The sequence below is a fragment of the Alkaliflexus imshenetskii DSM 15055 genome, assembly GCF_000517065.1.
Lineage (GTDB): Bacteria > Bacteroidota > Bacteroidia > Bacteroidales > Marinilabiliaceae > Alkaliflexus > Alkaliflexus imshenetskii.
In genome coordinates this window covers 647,854-668,496 of sequence record NZ_KI912105.1, presented here as the reverse complement: position 1 = coordinate 668,496, position 20,643 = coordinate 647,854, and the positions used below count along the sequence as shown (strand labels likewise).

Annotated in this window: 11 protein-coding genes; 10 read left to right on the top strand and 1 reads right to left on the bottom strand. The window is 44.5% G+C overall.

Going from position 1 to position 20,643, the window contains the following annotated elements; translation table 11 throughout:
- Positions 1 to 92 precede the first annotated feature (92 nt).
- The 5 genes from ALKIM_RS0102875 (at position 93) to ALKIM_RS0102855 (ending at position 9,294) form a co-directional block, all read left to right on the top strand.
- Positions 93 to 4,316 carry an ATP-binding protein gene (locus ALKIM_RS0102875; protein WP_235714363.1) on the top strand — a complete coding sequence of 1,408 codons (4,224 nt, stop codon included), beginning with the start codon at positions 93 to 95 and terminating at the stop codon, positions 4,314 to 4,316.
- Between the two features lie 176 nt (positions 4,317 to 4,492).
- Positions 4,493 to 6,094 (top strand): endonuclease/exonuclease/phosphatase family protein, encoded by a 1,602-nt coding sequence (locus ALKIM_RS0102870; protein WP_044117708.1) that lies wholly within the window; start codon positions 4,493 to 4,495, stop codon positions 6,092 to 6,094.
- A gap of 66 nt (positions 6,095 to 6,160) precedes the next feature.
- Complete coding sequence (locus ALKIM_RS0102865; protein ID WP_026473334.1) at positions 6,161 to 6,706, top strand: RNA polymerase sigma-70 factor; 546 nt, start codon at positions 6,161 to 6,163, stop codon at positions 6,704 to 6,706.
- Positions 6,707 to 6,763: 57 nt separating this feature from the next.
- Entirely contained in the window at positions 6,764 to 7,756 is a 993-nt protein-coding gene (locus ALKIM_RS0102860; protein ID WP_162148788.1) for a FecR family protein, read from the top strand.
- Positions 7,757 to 7,767: 11 nt separating this feature from the next.
- Positions 7,768 to 9,294 carry a carboxypeptidase-like regulatory domain-containing protein gene (locus ALKIM_RS0102855; protein WP_026473332.1) on the top strand — a complete coding sequence of 509 codons (1,527 nt, stop codon included), beginning with the start codon at positions 7,768 to 7,770 and terminating at the stop codon, positions 9,292 to 9,294.
- Positions 9,295 to 9,366: 72 nt separating this feature from the next.
- Here the strand turns inward: ALKIM_RS0102855 and ALKIM_RS0102850 are convergent, their stop codons facing one another.
- Entirely contained in the window at positions 9,367 to 9,606 is a 240-nt protein-coding gene (locus ALKIM_RS0102850; RefSeq protein ID WP_026473331.1) for an acyl carrier protein, read from the bottom strand.
- 287 nt (positions 9,607 to 9,893) lie between these two features.
- Here ALKIM_RS0102850 and ALKIM_RS17425 point away from each other — a divergent pair, with 287 nt between their 5' ends.
- From ALKIM_RS17425 to ALKIM_RS0102825, 5 genes are all read left to right on the top strand, one after another.
- Positions 9,894 to 10,334, top strand: a complete 441-nt coding sequence (locus ALKIM_RS17425) for a DUF4494 domain-containing protein (RefSeq protein WP_044117707.1) — start codon at positions 9,894 to 9,896, stop codon at positions 10,332 to 10,334.
- A 411-nt stretch (positions 10,335 to 10,745) separates the two neighbouring features.
- A complete protein-coding gene (locus ALKIM_RS0102840; RefSeq protein WP_026473330.1) occupies positions 10,746 to 11,810 on the top strand; it encodes an efflux RND transporter periplasmic adaptor subunit in 1,065 nt (354 codons plus the stop codon).
- Positions 11,811 to 11,866: 56 nt separating this feature from the next.
- Positions 11,867 to 14,929: an efflux RND transporter permease subunit gene (locus ALKIM_RS0102835; RefSeq protein ID WP_026473329.1), complete on the top strand. Its 3,063-nt coding sequence runs from the start codon at positions 11,867 to 11,869 to the stop codon at positions 14,927 to 14,929.
- 325 nt (positions 14,930 to 15,254) lie between these two features.
- A complete protein-coding gene (locus ALKIM_RS0102830; RefSeq protein ID WP_026473328.1) occupies positions 15,255 to 16,589 on the top strand; it encodes a TolC family protein in 1,335 nt (444 codons plus the stop codon).
- Positions 16,590 to 17,640: 1,051 nt separating this feature from the next.
- Positions 17,641 to 20,640, top strand: coding sequence for a SusC/RagA family TonB-linked outer membrane protein (locus tag ALKIM_RS0102825; protein ID WP_026473327.1), 3,000 nt, complete (start codon positions 17,641 to 17,643; stop codon positions 20,638 to 20,640).
- Positions 20,641 to 20,643 lie beyond the last annotated feature (3 nt).

Sequence of the window (20,643 nt, the reverse complement as noted above, 5' to 3'; positions counted from 1 at the left end):
TGCAGTTCTTATATCGATTGGTTCAAATTTTCATGCTGAATTTTTTTCTTCAACGTCATTCTGCCCAAAGCTCAATTAGTAAAAGGGTTTTTATGGGATACATTATCAACCTTTTACTGTTGGTGATGGTATCTGGTGCTACCATCTGGGGTGTTAAAAGGCTGAATGAGTGGGTTGACAGTACCGAAAAAGTGGATCATCTTCTGCACCAGATATACCTTGCCCGGATAGAGGCTAAAGGTTTTTCATTAAACAGTGATACCACGCATGCCTATCAGGTAGATAGCCTTACAAATGAGATTGGCCGTGCGCTAGAGGCTGCCCGCAGCAGCCGCCTCTATTCCAAAAGCCGCAATGAGCTTGCAAATGTTGACAGTTGGATGCGTGAATTTAACCGTTACTGGCTGATGTTTATTCAGCTAAAGCAGGACAGAAATTCGGCAGAAGCGCGCATGGACAGGCTTTTTCAGCGCATTTTTATGACCGCCAGAGAGCCATTCCCACGTCCGCCATCCGGAATGTCAGGCTCCAACTCCGGTATCGATACACAGAACGACCTTTTGTATCAACTTTTGCATCTGAAAGAGATAGAGAAAAAGATTTGGAATTTTCCGCAAGAGGTAGTGTCGGCCGATTCTGTGACAATTATTTTTCAGCGAATCAGGAGCTTGCTTCCACCCGATGGGGTTGTGGATCCCGAATCAAGAGCGGGACAAACGGTGCGCCGTTTGGGTGCCGACCTTAACCGTTACAGGGTGGTGATGATTGAACTGGTTAATGCCATTCACGAATTGCAGGAAGCTCAGGACTTGATGGTTCAGAGTGCCATCAGCATTCAGCATGCCGGCGAAAATGCCAACCGCCATCAAAATTTGGCCATGGAGCAGTGGTCGCTCTACAGCCTTTACATACTCACCGTTATAATGGTGCTGGCTATCAGTGTGGGTTTCTGGATGGCTTTTGTCTTTATCCGTCGAGTAAGAAAGGACGAGGAGTCTCGTGCAGCTGCCAACAAACAGCTTCAGGAGAATAGGAAACTTCTCAACGACATCATCAACAACAGTGCATCACTTATTTACGTTAAAGATTTATTGGGTCATTATACCCTGATAAATCAACCCATGGAAGAGATTTTGGGTATGGAAGCACACCGCATCATCGGAAGGCGCGATGCGGATATTTTCCCTTCGGAATATGCCGATGTGATTCAGCGAAACGACCAGGATGTGCTTGCTAGCGGTAAGCCCGTTCAAATAGAGGAATTTCTGCCTTCTTCCTCGGGCAGGCGAACCTTCCTGTCAAACAAATTTCCAATTCAAAGTGCCGACGGCAGCACAACTGCGCTGGTATGCGTTTCCACTGACATTACTGCATTGCGAAAAGCATTGTCGGATCTGGAACGCAGCAGGGAGAACTATCACAACATCGTGACAAACGTGCCGGGTGTGGTGTATCACTGTCACAACGATGCCCGCCGCAGCATGCTTTTCATCAGCGGTGGCGTTGAAAAACTTATTGGATTGGGTATTGATGCATTTATTGTGGAAGGTCAGTCCATTATGCCTTTTGTTGATGCCGAGGATGTCCAGAAGGTGCGCGAAACCATTCGTCAGGCTGTGTTGCGACAGCGAGCGTATGAGATTGAATACCGTATCCGTGATTTATACGGTCACCGCAAATGGGTGTATGAAAAAGGGTTGCCGGTTTATGATCGGGAATCAACCCGGGTAACATTGCAAGGAGTTATCATCGACATCACGGCGCAGAAGGATGCGCTTTCGGAGTTGATGCTGCGCGACCGCTTACTAGAAGGGGTGTCCGAAGCGGTTAAAGAACTTATCATGACACCAGTTCCCGAGGAGGCCGTCCTTAAAGCCTTGCGGGTAATGGGGCTTGGAGCTGGGGTGGACCGGGCATTTGCATTCTATAACCGCCGATGCACCGAGACCGGAAAAATCACCATCAAACACCTAACCGAATGGGATAAGGCCGTGCTTGAGCCGGTCAGCCGAACCGATTTTGATGGCGCTTCCTATGAGGATTTCTCCACATCGTGGTTTTACCGCATGAGTGAAAAAAAGGAGGTGATGGTGAGCGTGCGTCAGGCAGAGGCTGGCGAACAGCGCTTTCTGAAAGCCATGCGCTCCTCATCGGTGCTGCTTGTGCCTGTTTTTGTCCATGAGCATTTCTGGGGTTTCATTGGTTTTGGCATTGGCTTGCGCAACAGCAACTGGAACGACTCCCATAAAACACTGTTCAAAGCCTTTGCTGTTACGCTTGGGATTGTGATTGCCCGAAACGAGGGTGCCATCGAACTGCAAAAGGCCAAAGAAAAAGCCGAAGCTGCCACTCGCGCAAAAAGTGACTTTTTGGCACGTATGAGTCATGAAATACGCACACCCCTTAATGCAATCATTGGCTGGACGCATTTGGGCCTCGAGAAGATGGCCTCTTCGGGGCATGCCGATTATCTGCGCCGAATACAGTCATCATCACGTTCGTTATTAGGTATTATCAACGACATACTCGACTTCTCCAAAATTGAAGCCGGACGTCTCGAGCTCGAAAGTATAGAATTCGATTTGGAATCGGTGATGCAGAATCTGGCCGATATTGTTCTGTTCCGAGCCAACGAAAAGGGACTTAATCTGGTGTTTGATTACGCGCCCAATGTGCCTTTGAGCCTCATTGGCGACCCATTGCGCATTGAGCAAGTGCTGGTGAACCTTGTGAACAACGCCATTAAATTTACCGATCAGGGTGAAGTGGTAGTTAAAATATCTTCCAAAATTATTGAAGGCAATCAGGTTGAGCTACTCTTTGCCGTGTCCGATACCGGTATTGGTCTTAAAGAGGAGCAGAAGAACCACCTTTTTAAAGCTTTTTCGCAGGCCGATGTCTCCATTACGCGCAAATATGGTGGAACCGGACTTGGACTGGCCATCTGTAAACGTCTCACGAGTTTAATGAGTGGGGAAATCTGGGTCGAGAGTGAATATGGTGTGGGCAGTACTTTCTCGTTCACCGCCCGAATGAAGCAACAATCCGTGCAGAAGAAGGAGCAGATGCGTCATGCCTTTGAAGGAGCTGGGGAAACGGTGCTGGTGGCAGATGGCAATCGCTCTTCTGCCAGAAGCTTGCAGCACATGCTTCAGGATTTTGGGTTTAATGTAAAACGCTGCACCTCAGGTACTGCATTGTGGCGTGAGCTGGAGCGCACCGAAGGCGGTAATCCTTTCCGACTGCTCTTTGTGGATAAAAATATTTTTCAGGAAGGAGACACCAACGCCTTTCAAAAACTGGTGGAGATGTCCGGGTTTTATGAATCATTGGTTTTTCTCACCACGCCTTTTAACGAAGGAACCATCCGCAATTCATGGCAGTATGATGCACCGGCCGTATTTTTGAATAAGCCTGCTAATTACTCCATGTTGTTTGATTGTCTTATGGATGTACTTGGCGGCGAAACGTTTATGCCGGATGTTTCTGCCTTGAAGCGACGTCTCTACCGTGATTTACTTCTCGATAAAAGGTCATTACGCATATTGGTTGTTGACGATACAGCAAGCAACCGCAGTCTGGCTGTTGAATTGCTCGATATGGCAGGTATCAAAACCGACGTGATGCCCGGCGGCTACGAAGCAATTGAAATGGCTAAATCTCTCAACGGCGAGTGTCCGTATGATGTGGTGTTGATGGATATCAATATGCCGGAAATGGACGGATATGCAGCAACCCGCCACTTAAAGGCCGTAGATGGCTGGCACGATGTGCCGGTGGCTGCCATGACAGCCGAAGCTTTTGGTGACGTGGAAGCACTTTGTCTGCAAGCGGGTATGGTCGGTATGGTAGCTAAACCCATCGATCCGGAGGAGTTGTTTGGTGTAATTTATCGCCTTGTTTTTGGTGAAGATAACATTCCGGCTGGCGCGCAAATCACCGAATCAGATTCAGACGTGGTGGATTTTCCATCCATTGAGGGGCTTGATGTGAAGGCCGGTATTAAGCGAATGGGGCAGCGAACTGACTTGTATAAGAGGTTGTTACGCGGTTTTTGTCACGACTACAAACATTTTGGTGGTTTAATGCAGGAACTGCTCGAGATGAACGACCATGAAACGCTGGTGCGTACACTGCATTCGCTAAAAGGTATTGTGGGCACTATGGAGGCATTGGAGCTTTATCCCCTGGCCATCGAGGCCGAAGAAACATACAAAGAAAAGTCTCCCCGCTTCAATGAATTGGCCGACAAGCTGATATTTGAGGTGGCATCATTGGTGAAGCGGATTCAGGAGCAGCCTTTTATGAATGGATAGTTGCGGATGAAAAGTTGTGTGGTCTAACTGGTTGAATGGCAGTATGAATGGGCTTTCTGGGAGAGGTGTTTTGAGGTTCACAGCGTGCTGAGTACGTAACCAGTTTAAAGAATCTCCGTACAAATCTTAAAAAATGTAATTTAAGATTGATCATTTTCCATGGAAACTCTTTATATATGCGTTTAAACGTCCTTTTCCCGATAATAGCTCTGCTACTGCTTTTTGTTGTAGGTTTTTTACAAATTTCCTGTAACAGTGGTAACCGACCGGCCGAGTTGCCATCCATGCCACTTATCATGTACGATTTTAATGAACAGGTGCACAACAAAGGTGTGTTGCCGGTTTTTGTTCGTGGAGACGGACATGTGAGCTATGCGACGGGTATATCCGGTAAAAGTCTTGATTTGTCAGCTACTGCCAAATATCGCAAGCCGTTAATCATTACCAAAAGCGCTGGCGACTCCTTCAACGATTATCCCGGCATTACGCTCATGTTCTGGACCAAAATGGATTCGGAAGATAACAATGCCTACACCATCATCTCCCAAAAAACTGAAAATAGCGATTTTAACCAGTCGGGTTGGCGCATTGGTGCAGCGGGTTGCGGCGCCTGGTACTGGCAAATTTTTGATGGCTTTAATACTGCATCCTACATGCCCACATCCCGACACCAGCCAATCAATGATGGTGAGTGGCATCAGATAGGTTTTTCGTTGGATTTTCAGGCCAAGGAAGCGCGTCTTTACTACAATGGCCGCAATGTTTCTGTAATAAGCCTGCAACAGTTTAACCTGAATATACTCGACAACACCTTTGTGCTTGGTGGCGACCCTACTTCGGCTCTGCCGCTAATGGAGACTTATAACGGCCTTATCGATGATTTGTCTGTTTATAGCCGGATTTTAACCCCCGAGCAGGTTGGTGCTTTATATGCAAAATATAAACCAACGCGAATTTCACGTCAGCGTAAAATGCCTGACTCTCTAACCGTGATGACATGGAACATCTGGAATGGCGGTCAGCGTGACGGTAAATTTGTGGGCGTGCAACGCATCACGGATGTAATACGCCAGTCGGGTGCCGACATTGTTTCGCTACAGGAGACTTTTGGTTCGGGTGAGATGATTGCGGATGCGCTTGGATACTTTCATTATCAGCGAAGCGATGGATTGAGTGTGTTGAGCCGTTATCCGCTTGGGCGTACCTATAATATTTACCGCTCACGAATGGCAGGTGCTGTCACCATTGAACTTCCGGGGCAGCGACAGGTTGTTTTCTGCCCCATACACTTGAGTTATCTGCCAAATCTGGGGCCCTACATCATGTCGGGTAATGCTGTGGCCGATACCATTTTGGCGCGTGAACTTGAGAGCCGTGGTGCCGAAATGCGCTTCATTGCCTGGGAGTTGCAATCGCTCCTGAACCAAAAGGATCAGGTGCCACTGATTTTAGCCGGTGACTTCAATTCCGGTTCTCATTTGGACTGGACTGAGGCCAACAGTGCCAACCGTTATGGGCTGGTGATCGACTTTCCCTCAAGCCGGTTGCTCGAGCAGGCAGGCTATATCGATGCTTATCGCAAGATATATCCCGATCCGGTAGAGCATCCTGGTCATACATGGTCTCCCGTTTTTAATGAAGTGCTTCAGGACCGTGTTAATTTCATCTACTACTCCGGTTTGCCTATCGAACCTGTAAATGCTTATGTCATCGATAGCTATCCGCTTGGATTTCCCTCTGACCATGCTGCTGTGGTCACCACTTTTCGTTGGAGATAATTTTTTGTTGTTTCAGGTAAGGGTTTTTTCCATTAAATTGGTCTATCTCTTAGACGGATGAATTGAATGGAACAAAAAAATGGTGATAAGGACCTGATGCAACGTATTGCCCGTGGCGATGACAGAGCTTTTGAACTGTTGTTCAAATCCTGCTACGCACGTTTGGTAATCTATGCCCGCAAGTATCTGTCCGATTCTGATTCTGCCGAGAATGTGGTGCAGTCGGTTTTCGTGAAGTTGTGGGAGAAGCGTGCTGAAGTCTCCATTTCAAATCCATTTGCGTATTTAATGATTGCAGTGCGAAATACCTGCATCAATGAGCTAAAACAGGCAAAGCAGTTTCAGTCGTTGGACCAGTTTCCGGTTAACAGACCCGAAGATGATGAGGTGCCTTTGGATGAGGCGATTGTGAATAAGGTGCAAAGTGTGATAGGTCAGCTGCCGGAGCAGCGACAGCGCATTTTTCGACTTAACCGTTTTGAAGGACTCAAATACGCTGAGATTGCAAGTTTGTTAGGCATATCTGTGAAAACGGTGGAAGCGCAAATGGGTAAGGCTTTGAAATACCTTAGAGAACACCTCACCCGAAAAATGTTGGCCAACGGATTATAAGCTGATAGCCGGGTAACAATAATTATGGATAAGAACAATCAATTATCAAATAACAAAATGTCTGAGATGATCAATTACGAACTGGCGGCACGGATATTATCCGGTGAAGCAACTGCAGATGAGCGGTCGCAGCACATTCATTGGCTGAATGAGTCGGCCGCCAATGTGCAGTTGTGGGAGGAGTTGCGCATGGCGTGGCAGCTGGGCACCGATGCTACCCGATATCAGGAAGTTGATGTGCAGCAGGGTTGGCAAAAGGTACGTGACGCAATTGAACCAAAGGTGATTGTGGCTCCCAGGTTGTTTCGACCTGTGCAGTTTGCTGCTGCATCTGTTATTCTGCTTATGATGGTAGCGGCTCTGATATGGCTTATGATGCCCGAGCGAATATTGCTCCCGGAATCATTTGCTGTTAGCTCCGATGTGCAACAGGAAGTAGTTCTGTCCGATGGCACAGTGGTATTCTTAAATCATGGCACCAATCTTATGTGTGTGCAACCATTTACCAGCGATGAGCGGCTGGTGCAATTTTCAGGTGAGGCTTTTTTTGATGTGAAAGGGGCTGACAACTGGCCATTTGTAATTGATATGGGTGATTTAACCGTGCATGTGCGCGGCACTTCGTTTAATATCAGGTCATACAATGAGGCCGGTGTAGCCTATATAGATGTAAGCAGCGGTTTGGTAGAAATCAGGCAGAAGCACAATGCACAAGAAGTGCTTCAACTCGAGGCCGGTATGGGTGCTGTCTATCACAAATCATCCGGATTGCTCACCGGTGTTAAGGCCAATCCCAACGCGCTGGCTTGGAAAACCCGTGACATTAAGTTCTACAATACGCCACTCTCCGAAGTGCTCGAAACGCTCGAACGTGTTTACGATGTAGAGCTGTCGGTAAATGACACCACCATCCTGAACGAACGGTTGGGAGCACATTTCTCCCAAAACACATTTACCTATATCTTGAATGTGGTTTGTATGACATTTGACCTGACATATACCGAAGACAATGGCGCACTAATACTTGCCCGAAAGAAAAAAGGTGAGTAAAACTTTACACTATGACGCTACACATCCGCAATCATTTTCTGTTCTCCGCGCGTCTGCGGATCGGAATGGTTGTGTTGGTTGTGTGGACAATTTTCACATTTTTCAGTCAACCCTTTTTGGGGCAGACTAATTCCAATAACACATCTTTTCTTAGTTATGAGCGCATTAAAGTGCGGATGCTCATCGATTCCTTAAGCCAGCATCTGGGATATGATTTTGCGTATGATGCCGATTTAATCAACTCTGACTCATTGGTGTCAGTCGTTATACCTGTTGCGCAATCTGAGCGTTGGATTGATGAGTTTTTTAGCCAACCTAACGTGGTGGTGCAGTTTATGGATCGTCAGGTTATCATTGGTCGAAGGCGTGGACATATAACCGAAGCATCCGGAATACGCATCAGGGGCAGTGTAGAGGAGTTTGGCTCTCACCGCCCCATGGGAATGGTCAATATAGGTGTGGTGGGGAAACCAGTTGGTACCACCACAAACGATGGGGGGCAGTTTGAATTTCTCCTGCCCAACAGCTATGCAGGCGAGCAACTCATGTTTTCATATCTTGGCTATTTAAGCCGAAAAGTTACTATCCCTGCGCAGGATACCACGCTGCTTATTCTCATGCCTGAAACTTCTGTCAGGTTGCCCGAGGTTCGTGTGGTCTATATCAACCCGGAAGATATTATTCGTCAGATGGTTGAAAATATTCCCAACAACTATTCTGAAACTTCTGCCATACTTACTGCTTTCTTTCGGGAGACAATACAGCAGGATGGACGTTATGTAGATGTTTCAGAGGCCGTTGTTGAAGTGTTTAAGCCTACCTACCGTTTTGCTGACGAACCCGAGCGGGTGCGCTTCATTCGCGGACGTAAGGGGCGGGAAACCTCCGACATGGATTTTGTCAATTTCAAACTGGTTGGTGGTCCTTATAATTTTTCACGTTTGGATGTGGTGCGCAACCGTGATTTTTTCCCTTCTACTGGTGAAAATGGCCGGTATAAGTATTCGTTTGAGGGTGTAGGTATTGAGTATGAAAGAGTGGTTTACCGAATCGGTTTTAAACCTGTAACCGATAGTGGCGAACTGTTTTATCAGGGCGAGTTGCGAATTGATTCCGAAAGCCATGCCCTGGTGAGTGCAACTTTTGAGATGACGGCTGCTTCGTTACGTCGAAGCCGCAGCTACTTGATTAAGCGCGATGCCCGTCGGTTTCGCACGCGGCCATTTTTTGCACGCTATATTGTGGATTACCGTCCATGGGGCGATTTATGGGTTTTGTCGCGCGTGAGGGGTGAGGTGAGCTTGCGCATCGTGGATCGCGATCGGCGGGATCGAAGTGTCTTTCATACCGTATCGGAGATGTTGGTGAGCGATGTGCACATATTGGAGCCACGCACTCGCATACGTTGGGCCGATGCCTTTCGCCCCGATTATGTGCTTTCGGAGCAGTTGGGCGATTTTGATCCCGAATTTTGGCGAAACTACAACATCATTAAACCCGACGAAGCTCTTGAGCGCGTGTTTGGCAGCCAGGAATAAAAAAGCGGAACTTCGAAAAAAGTCCCGCTTTGCGTCTTCATGGCTGTGCTTTTCATGTTCAGCTATGTCAGGTCAGGCACAACGTTGCTGAAGATAATCAATGGTCGATTTTATAGAATGGATTTTTGGTAGCGTAGCGGTATCAATATCCACGTTGAATTTGGTTTCCAAATAGAATAGAAAACAAGTCATATCAACTTCATCCATTAACAAATCATTTGAGAAATTAGCCTCAACTACAATTCTCTCTCTCGGCACGCCTGTTTTTCTTAGTACCCGGTATAAGTTCCGGCGAATATCCTTATTGTCCATATCAGGTAGTTTTTATTTGGTTTGTTCTTATTATCAATGTTTTTTCAGTCATAAAAATTGCGAAACCGTAACATTGAAATAGCCTCTTTTATCGGTTTTCAGTAGTATGACAAATCAGAGCTGCCACACACGTATTGAAAAAGCGAATTTTTTTTCAAAATGTTTGAATTTTTTATCCGCTGCTCATTATCTGTGATTTTCAGTTGTTCATAAATTGAACCTGAAAAGAGTTTCTGGAACGGTTTACGATGTTATCTTTGCCTTTTTCATTTTAAAATTTTATCCAGATGCATACTTGGTTTGAGTGTAAAGTACGTTATATTAAAATTGATGAAACCACCGGCAAAGAGAAAAAGGTGAATGAGCCCTATCTGGTTGATGCCGTATCGTTTACTGAAGCCGAAAGCCGCATTCATAAAGAGCTTGAGCAGATGATACGTGGCGAATTTCATGTTACCAACATCCGCAAAGCCGATTATTCCGATATTTTTCCTTTTGATGATGCCGACCGCTGGTACAAATGCAAAGTTGGCTACGTATCCATTGATGAGACTGCCGGCAAGGAGAAGAAAATCACTTCACAAATGCTTGTTATGGGCAATAACCTGAAGGAGGCCTATGACAATCTGCTTACGTCTCTTTCTGGAATGACTGTTGATTTTGATGTGACAGGTGTTAACGAAAGTCCGATAATGGATGTGTTTCCATATTTTAAAGACGAGGAGTAGAGATTTTGTCTCATTCTCAGCATAACCAATCAGCAACTTATTTGTAAACACGCAGCCGCACAAAGTATAATGCATTGTGCGCTCCGTGTTTTACTTTTTTTTACATTTAGGCTGTTAAACTATTTACTTCCATTGAGGTCTTAAATACTGTTGTTGTAAGTGAACAGGCCTTATCGCATCCCGTTTTTAATAAATACAGGTGTTTTTCAACTTATTTGTTTTTTGCTTGATGCACATCGTAAACGCATCTTTTGGTGCACCATGAAACAATGATGGTTTTTATCTGTTTTTATAATGATGTGAAAAAGAGGTGGTTTATATTCTGCCAGTAACAGTAATAAGCGATTAGGTTGCAATAGCCATATAATGTAGCATGAATTATTTAGACCAATGTCATAAAAGAATTTTCAAATGAATACCACATTAAAAAGAACATTACTGATATTGTTAGTTTTGGTTGTATTGGGCATTATCATCTTGCCAAAAACCAATCTGTTTAAAAGTGAGGCTGGAGGTAACGGCAACTCAGGCATGTCCAGATCGCTTCCGGTGTCGGCTGTGGCATTAAAGCCCGAAGCTATGGAGAACGCGTTGCGGTCTGCCGGTACATTGGTTGCCAGCGAAGAGGTTGATGTGACAACTGAGATTTCCGGGATAGTGCGCGAGATTTATTTTCAGGAAGGTTCCCGCGTAAAGAAGGGAGACTTACTCCTCCGCATTGATGATGCTGAGTTGCAGGCTCAGCGCGATAAAGCCATTCATCAACGCGAGCTGATAAAGCAAACCTTTGAACGTCAGCAAATTCTTTTAGAGAAAGAGGCCATTAGCCGGGAAGCTTTTGACCGGGTTCAAACCGATTTGCTGGTAATTGAATCGGAGATTAAACTTTTAGATACACGCATCGCAAAAATGCAAATCAGAGCACCATTCGAAGGTCTCATCGGTTTCAGATATGTAAGTCCTGGTACCTTTATGCAACCCGGCATGCGTGTGGCGCGCCTTGTAAAGAATTCGCCTCTGCGACTGGAATTTTCAGTGCCCGAAAGGTACCAATCCGAAGTCCTCTCTGGCCGCACCGTGTACTTTAATGTGGCCGGCTTTAACGAAACTTTTGAGGCCGTAGTATATGCTGTGGAGCCCTCGGTGGATGCCCGGACGCGCTCTGTAGTGCTAAGAGCAACATATCCCAATTCGGAGTACAGACTTTTGCCGGGTATGTTTGCCGATTTGAGAATTATCATTAGCCGTGAAGAGGATGTGGTACAGGTTCCAAGTGAGGCCATCATTCCACAAATGGATGGCGAGCTGGTGTTTGTATATCGAAATGGCAGAGCCGTTCAAACATCTATACGTACAGGCACGCGCACTGAGCGCACTGTGGCCGTGGTTGAAGGTCTGGCTGCCGGTGACACGGTTATTACAAGCGGTATTTTGCAACTCCGTTCAGGCATGCCGGTGACCATACTGAACCGATAATAACCCTTACGCATTAGTCAATTTAGTTTTATTACGTTGTAGTTAACTGAAATAGAATGAGTTTATCTTCTTTAAGTATAAGAAGGCCCGTATTAGCCATTGTGATGAGCCTTTTCATCCTGATTATTGGGATTATCGGGTTTTCATATCTCGGTGTACGGGACTTTCCCAGTGTGGACCAGCCAATTGTATCGGTTTCAACAGGTTTTACAGGTGCAAATGCCGATGTAATTGAAACGCAGATTACTGAACCTCTGGAACAGGCCATCAATGGTATTCCCGGCATCAGAAGTATCAGCAGTTCGAGCCGCGATGGCCGTAGCCAGATTACGGTAGAGTTTAATCTGGAGGTTGACCTTGAAACAGCTGCCAACGACGTGCGCGACAAAGTGTCTGGTGCCATGCGTATGCTGCCTCCGGATGTGGATCCACCTGTGGTTTCCAAAGCTGATGCCGATGCACAGCCCATCTTTTCCATCACCATACGTAGTGATTCGCGTTCGTTGATCGACCTTACCGAATTTGCTGAGGTGAATTTCAGGGAGCGTCTGCAAACCATTCCGGGTGTGAGCAATGTGATGACCTGGGGTGCCAAGCGTTTTGCCATTCGTTTGTGGATGGATCCTGCCAAACTGGCTGCCTACGGACTTACGCCTGTGGATATTCGCAGTGCTCTGGCCCGGGAAAACATCGAGTTGCCCTCGGGAATGATTGAAGGTGCAAACACAGAGCTGACCGTACGAACCATGGGGCGCTTTACCTCTGTCGAGGATTTTAACCGCATGGTGGTGTTTCAGGATGGCGACCGTGTGGTGCGGTTTGGTGATTTAGGTCGCGCCGTGGTTGAAGCCGAAAACATGCGCAGTATTTTGAAGATGAACGGCGTTCCCATGGTGAACAACGTGCTGGTGCCTCAGCCTGGTGCCAATTATATCTCCATTGTTGATGAGGCGCTTTTACGTTTGGAAGAGATAAAGCGTGATTTGCCTGCCGACATTATCGCCGAAGTGGGTTTCGACAATACACAATATATCCGTGACTCGATAAACGAGGTGCAACAGACCATTTATGTGGCCTTTGTGCTGGTGGTGCTAATCATTTTTCTCTTTTTGCGCGACTGGCGTACTACCATCATTCCCGCCATCGCCATACCCATTTCGCTTATTGGGTCCTTCTTTATTATGTATGCCGCGGGTTTCACCATAAATATACTAACTCTTCTGGCTGTGGTGTTGGCCATTGGTCTGGTGGTAGATGATGCCATTGTGGTGATGGAAAACATCTATACCAAAATAGAGAAGGGGATGAATCCCAAAGAGGCCGGTATTCAAGGGGCATCAGAGATATTTTTTGCCGTTATTGCCACCACAATTACGCTTGTGGCAGTGTTTTTCCCCATCGTGTTTCTTCAGGGGGTCACTGGTCGACTGTTTCGCGAATTTAGTATTGTGATTGCTGGTGCAGTGATGATCTCATCTTTTGTGGCGTTGACACTCACACCCATGCTTTCAACTAAGATTCTTAAGCCGCGTACCAATGGACACAACAAGTTTTACAAGGCCACTGAACCATTCTTTAACTGGCTCACAAATACTTATAGTAGTTCGCTTGAAACTTTCATGAAGCGATGGTATCTCACGCCTTTATTGATGATTTCTGCCGTAATCCTCATTTGGGCATTATGGTCCAGTATTCCATCCGAAATGGCACCTTTGGAGGATAGATCGCAAATACGCATCAGCACCACTGCTCCGGAAGGCGCTACATTTGATTATACATTAAGATATACCGATGAGCTGGCAGAGCTTGTGCGTGAGCACGTGCCCGAGCACAGAGCGCTGTTCCAAATTGTCGGTTTGTGGAATAACAACAGTGCCTTTTTTAACGTCACGCTCGAGAATCCATCTGACCGTACGCGCACGCAGCAGCAGATTGCCGATGATTTGGGCGAACGTGTGCGTTCTCTCACCGGTGCCCGTAGCTTTGTGACACAGCAACAGACTTTTGGCGGACGACGGGGCGGTTTGCCGGTTCAATATGTTATTCAGGCTCAGAATCTCGATAAATTGAAGGAGTTCTTACCTAAATTTATGGAGGCAGTGGGGCAGAGTGAGGCGTTCCAAACGTATGATGTGAACCTCAAATTTACCAAGCCTGAACTCCGAATTCACATCGATAGAGAAAAGGCGGCCATGATGGGCGTATCGGTTCAGAATATAGCTCAAACCCTACAGCTGACATTGAGTGGTCAGCGTGTGGGATACTACATTATGAATGGCAAGCAGTACCAGATAATTGGTGAGCTGGAACGCGACAACCGCAACCGTCCGGCCGATATTGCTTCCGTTTATGTGCGAAACAACAGTGGACACCTGATACAGCTTGATAACCTAGTAACGATGGAGGAAAGCAGTACACCGCCTCAGTTGTTTCGTTATAACCGTTTTGTTTCTGCTACGGTTTCAGCAGGGTTGGTCCGTGGATATACCCTCAGTCAGGGTCTGGAAGAGATGGATCGTATCTCAGAATCTGTGTTGGACGATACTTTCAGCACAGCACTGGCTGGCGACTCTAAGGATTTTGTGGAGAGTACCTCCAGTTTGCTTTTTGCATTCATGCTCGCGTTGATTCTGATTTATCTGGTTTTGGCTGCGCAGTTCGAGAGTTTCCGCGATCCATTAATCATTATGGTTACGGTGCCATTGGCGCTGGTGGGCGCTTTAATTTCATTGTGGTATTTCGATCAGACATTGAATATTTTTAGCCAGATTGGTGTCATCATGCTCATTGGATTGGTCTCCAAGAACGGTATATTGATGGTTGAATTTGCCAATCAGCGAAAAGCCGCCGGACTGCCGATTGGTAAAGCCATTCGCGAAGCTGCTGCTGCACGCTTCAGGCCAATTCTCATGACCAGTATGTCGACCATTCTGGGTGTGCTGCCTATGGCACTGGCCTGGGGAGCAGGTGCCGAGAGCCGTGTGTCGATGGGTATTGCAGTGGTAGGTGGTCTGATGTTTGCATCATTCCTGACGCTATTTGTCATTCCGGTTGTCTACTCACTTATTTCTGAAAAGAGCAAGGAGGTGTCTAATCTTGAAGAGCCCTCTGCAATTTAACTTACGTCTCAGTGAATGCATATATCTTAAAGCGGAGATAATAATATGAGTATGGTTGTGAAGTCATTCGTTTTATTTGAATTGTCTGCTATTATTAGTAACTGTTTAAATTGAATTTACGAAACATGAATTAGAGGCAAAGAGTGTTCGATTTTAGACAGATAGAATAGTTGAGATAGATGATTAGTTTTTTTATTTTCTGTTATATCTTATCTGTCAGTCTAAATATCTTATCCCGCATTGCGGCACTTCGCTTTGCTCAGCATCTAAGGGTCTAAAATTCTTTAAAAACAGATTTAATACAAATTTCAAACAGTCTCTTAATATGATACGCTATAAATCCGTAATCCTTTTTCTGGTTGTACTCTTACTGACATTGAGCAGCAAGGCTCAGGAAGTTTCATCCATTCCGCTGTCGCAACTTATCGAGTTGGGTCTGGAATCCAATCCGCAGGTGCAGATCATGATTAACCGTGCGGAGATGGCCCGAAACAATCACTCATATCAACCTTTTTTACCATCTGTAAGAGGAACCGGAAGGTATAACAAGTCTCGCACCGAGAGCAAAATTACATTGGCTCAAGGCGAAGGTGTAACGCGTCAGTTTAGGGATGCCCGCTCCGAAAACCTCAATGGAGGCATCAATCTCAGCTGGCGTTTGTTCGACGGTCTTGCAATGTTTGCCAATTTTAACCGAACAGCCTGGAATCTTTCACTCAGCGAAATGCAGACACGACGTACTGTTGAAGATTTGGTGGTGAATATCAGCAATCAGTACTACCGTATTGTGGTGCAGCAGCACCGCATGGATGCAGCACAGCAACTCATGAACTTGTCGAGGGAGCGCTTTCGTATCATCACCGAGAAAGTGAACATTGGTACCGCTTCGGGCATGGATTTACAACAGGCACGGTTGGATTTCAATGCCGACAGCTCCTATTATGTACGTCAAACGGAGAACTTACGTAACGCCTACGTGCGTTTAAACAGATTGGTGAACCTGGATTTGGCAAGTTCAATGTACGTATCAGATACCATCTCATTGGGCTTACCTTTGGTTCAGGATGACCTTGAGTTGATGGCTCTGGAGAATAACTCCCTTTTAGCCGCCTCTGCGATGGGGATTAGCATTTCGCAGGAGGAGTTGCGACTGGCTACGGCGGCTCGTTTTCCTACACTTGATTTTGTTACCGGTTATACCTACAACCGCTCCGAATCGCCAGCGTCGGTCACTACTTTTAATCAATCCAAAGGGTTTAATTATGGTCTGGAAGCATCGATGAACATCTTCAATGGCTCGCAAGTAAACCGGGCCATTAAAAATGCACGCATCGAAATAGAAAACCGTGAGTTGACGTACGAAGATGCAAAGCTCCAGGTGTTTAGTGAAATGGCTATGCTCTACAATACCTACATCAACAATTTGCTGATGGTGGACTTTGAAAAACAGAACGTAGAAGTATCGCGCAACAACCTGAATCTGGCCCTCGAAAGATATGAGTTGGGAGTGCTTTCCGGTCTGGGCTTTAGGGAGTTTCAGCTGAGCTATATCAATGCGGTGGATCGCTCCCTCGATGCCATGTATCAATCCAAGGTGCTTGAACTCTCTTTACTGGTATTGAGTGGTCAAATGGAGGAGTTTCTGGAGCGAATCTACTAGAAGTTTCGTTTTGCGGCCAATAACAAAGTTTTTGTGTTCTTTAATCAAGAGGCGCACCGTTAGGTGCGCACATCTCATACAATACTACGTTCATCTGTAATCCGTGCGCCCCATAGGGGGCGGCACAACGCTCCCGTACATCCTTTTTTTTAGCGACATGTTGCCTGTTTGGGGCAAAGTCGCGCAGTTTTGTAAACAACCACAGGAATACGATTTAATCTATCTTCCCATTTAACCACTGATTACATAAAAATTTCTGCCTTATCAGATGTATGCCATTTCTCTTTACAAAATTTTAACAAATAGATAACATTTGCTCTTTGGCTTGCTGTTACGCTCATGGGGTTGCTGTAATTAGGTTGCTTTCAGTTTATTATCTGCATGTTGTGGCCATATAAAGCATGCATAACTATCTGGAAGCGTGGGTTTAAAGTGATATTTGTCATGTAAAAACCATGTGTTTTGTCATTCTTTCTTGTGAAAAATTGTTACGAAGTATTCAATGTTACATCACTTATTACTCGTTTATCTACCATTTATAACCCTTACAGAGGTTTACAGTTTTTTGCTCTTGCCTATACAATATAGTTTTTTGTGATAGGTTGATATGAAATTGCCGTATATGCTGTTAATTCTAATGTTTTTTGAGTCTTTTGGGTATGTTTTTAATAGGTGATTCGATAAAAAAATAACACTATTTTAATCGAACTTATGGTTTGTAACTTAAAAATGTTATTTTTGTGATGTCCCGTAATAATAGTGCGGTGTTTGATGAATATTTGAAGGTTAAAATCCTGACAAAAGTCATTAAATAACATTTGTTTAAGTAAATAGTAAAAAAAAGTATCAATTCATTTACTATTTGTTTTAATTTATTCTTAACTTGACTTGAATTGTTGAAGTTTTGGTTATAATAAATTGAAAACGTGTTATTTGTTGACAGAGGTAAAATATGAATACCTCAAAGGATTTAGGATAATGTTTTAATTGTCATATATATATCAATACTAAACTTGTTTTGTCCTATTTATTAATTTAAACCTTTAACTTTATGAAGAAAGTTCTTTTAGCACTTTCGTTCGTGGTGGTTTGTGGGCTATCTGCGTTAACAGCCCAAACTAGAACCATTACAGGAACAGTTACCGGAAGTGACGATGGTATGCCAATACCAGGTGCTTCGGTATTCGTGAAAGGTACCACAGTTGGTACCGTTACTCAGGTAAATGGTAGTTACTCCCTAAATGTACCTGCCGATGCTCAAACCCTCGTGTTTTCTTTTGTGGGTATGCAAACCCAGGAGCAACCCATTGCTGGGCGCACTGTATTAGATGCCATACTTATAAGCGATGCCATTAGAATGGATGAAGTTGTAGTAGTGGGATATGGTACTCAAAGTGTAAGACGAGTCACCACTGCTGTTGCTAGTGTATCTGCTGAACAGATTGAGAATATGCCAGTTGCCAACGTAGCTCAAGCGCTTTCTGGGCGTATGGCAGGTGTTCATGTTGCAGCAACTTCTGGCCGTCCCGGTGGTAATGTTCTTATGGCGATACGAGGTCGCTCCTCAATTGCTGCAGGAAATGATCCTTTAGTAGTAATAGATGGTGTACCAATATCCAACACGCAAGATTTGTTTAATACAAATATTGGACAAGGATTCTCTCCTCTTGCAAACTTGAATCCTGATGACATTGCTTCGATTGACGTACTAAAAGATGCCGCCGCCGCCGCAATTTATGGCTCTAGGGGTTCAAATGGTGTGATTCTCATAACTACAAAAAAAGGTAGTTTAAAAGAAAAGTCGAGTGTAACCTTTAGTTCATATTATGGAGTTCAATCATTGGTAAATGAAAGAAAACTCTTGGGCGCAAGTGATTATCGAAGAATGTATAATGATGCACAAATTGCAGCTGGAAACGCAGCAGTTTTTACCGAAAGTGAAATTATTAATCCGACTTATGATGTAAATTGGATAGATGAAATAAAAAAGGATAGCCCTGTTGTCCAGAATTACCAGTTTTCTGCTGCTGGAGGTTCTGAGAAGTCTCAGTACTACTTGGGCGTTGGATATTTTGGTCAGGAAGGTTTATTAAATAAGCAACGTTTTGAGCGATATAGTATTCGTTTAAATCTAGATCATATAATTAATGATTACATTAAAGTAGGATCAAATATGAACCTATCTCGTTCTGAACGAGCTGAAACCACCAATGACAATAGTATTTATAGTCCATGGCCAAGGGCGTTGGTTGCTCGTCCAGATGAACCGATTTTTAATGCAGATGGCTCTTATGGTACAAATGCATTTAATAATCCTGTTCAGATGTTCGAGCCAGATTTGAGCGTAGTGCTTTCCAATGTTTTGACATCTACATTTGTGGAAGTAAAATTGTATGATGGATTAACTTTTAGGTCTACTGCTGGTATTGATTACGTAATTACTGAAGAAGATGCATTTAATCCAATTAAATCTTTTCAGGGGCAAGCAGCAAACCGTAGTGCAACTTCTGGTATTTCAAGAAGGATGAACTATGTACTAACGCAAAATCTAAATTACCGTAAATCTTTTCTTGAGGATAGATTATATTTAGATGCTATTGCTGTTTTTGAGTATCAAAAAAACACCAGAGATAGGACTTATACCGAGGTTCATGATTTTCCGTCAGATGTAACCAGAACTTTGGATGCCGGAGCTAAGGTAGTTGCTGGCTGGACTAGTTGGACAGGAAATACTCTTGAATCTACTCTAGGACGTGTAAACTTGTCATGGGAAGATAAATACTTATTAGGATTTTCAATGCGCCGTGATGGATCCTCTCGTTTCCCTAAAGAGGGAAGATATGGTTATTTTCCTTCCTTATCTGCCGGATGGAATGTAGCTGAAGAGAATTTCTTTTCTGATCTTCCTCTTGATTTCGTCTCGATGTTCAAACTTAGAGCAAGTTACGGTAAGACCGGGAACCAAGGTGGTATAGCCGATTTCGGTTATCTACAAACTTTTCAGGCAGGACAAAACTATAACGACCGTTCAGGCTTAGCTTTGGCTAGATTAGGTAATCCCAACCTGAAATGGGAATCAACAGAGCAGGTCGATTTAGGACTAGAACTGGGTTTCCTGCGTAACAGGATTATGTTTGAATTAGATTATTATAAGAAGAAAACTGAAGATCTTCTGATCAATAGACCAATCCCTGCAACGGCTGGTTTTAATACCAGATTAGAGAATATTGGAAACATGGAAGGTACTGGTCTTGATATTGCTCTTAAGACCAATAATATGAGGGGAGTATTTACATGGAATACCACTCTTACATTAAGTACTTATAAAAATGAGATAACGAAGCTTTACGAAGATCAACCTATTAATGGTTCTTTCGTTACTCGCCATGAAGTAGGTCAACCTTTAGGTGCATTCTTTGTAATTAAGGCTCTTGGAGTTGATCCTCAAACCGGGGATATGCTTTATGAAGATTTGGATGAGAACGGAATTATTAATTCCGACGACCGTCAGTTTATGGGTAGTCCACTTCCTAAAGTTTATGGTGGTTTGGTAAATGAGTTTTCGTTTAAGGGATTTGATCTTTCACTTTTCTTCCAAGGTTCATTTGGTCATAAACTGTATAAACTTCACGAAGAAGGAATTGGTGGAGGGGCTAGTCTAGGTGCTAATGCTACTGCTACAAATGTATTTCAGGATATTTACGATGACAGATGGACAACGCCTGGTCAAAATGCTAAGCAACCAAGAGTGATAGCAGGAACTCAAGGAACATTTAATACTCAAAGAAGTTCTCGATTTCTCGAAGATGCTTCATACGTGCGTTTAAAAAATATTACTCTTGGATATACAATCCCAAAGATGTACACTGAACGTATCAATTTGAATTCAGTTCGTGTATATGTCTCTGGTCAGAACTTGTTGACTTTCACTAAGTATACTGGATTTGATCCTGAGATTTCAACAGAGACTATTGTAGCGAACTATGGTGTTGACCAAGGAGCCATTCCTCAGATGAAAACTGTTCAGTTTGGAATCACTGCAAACTTTTAATCA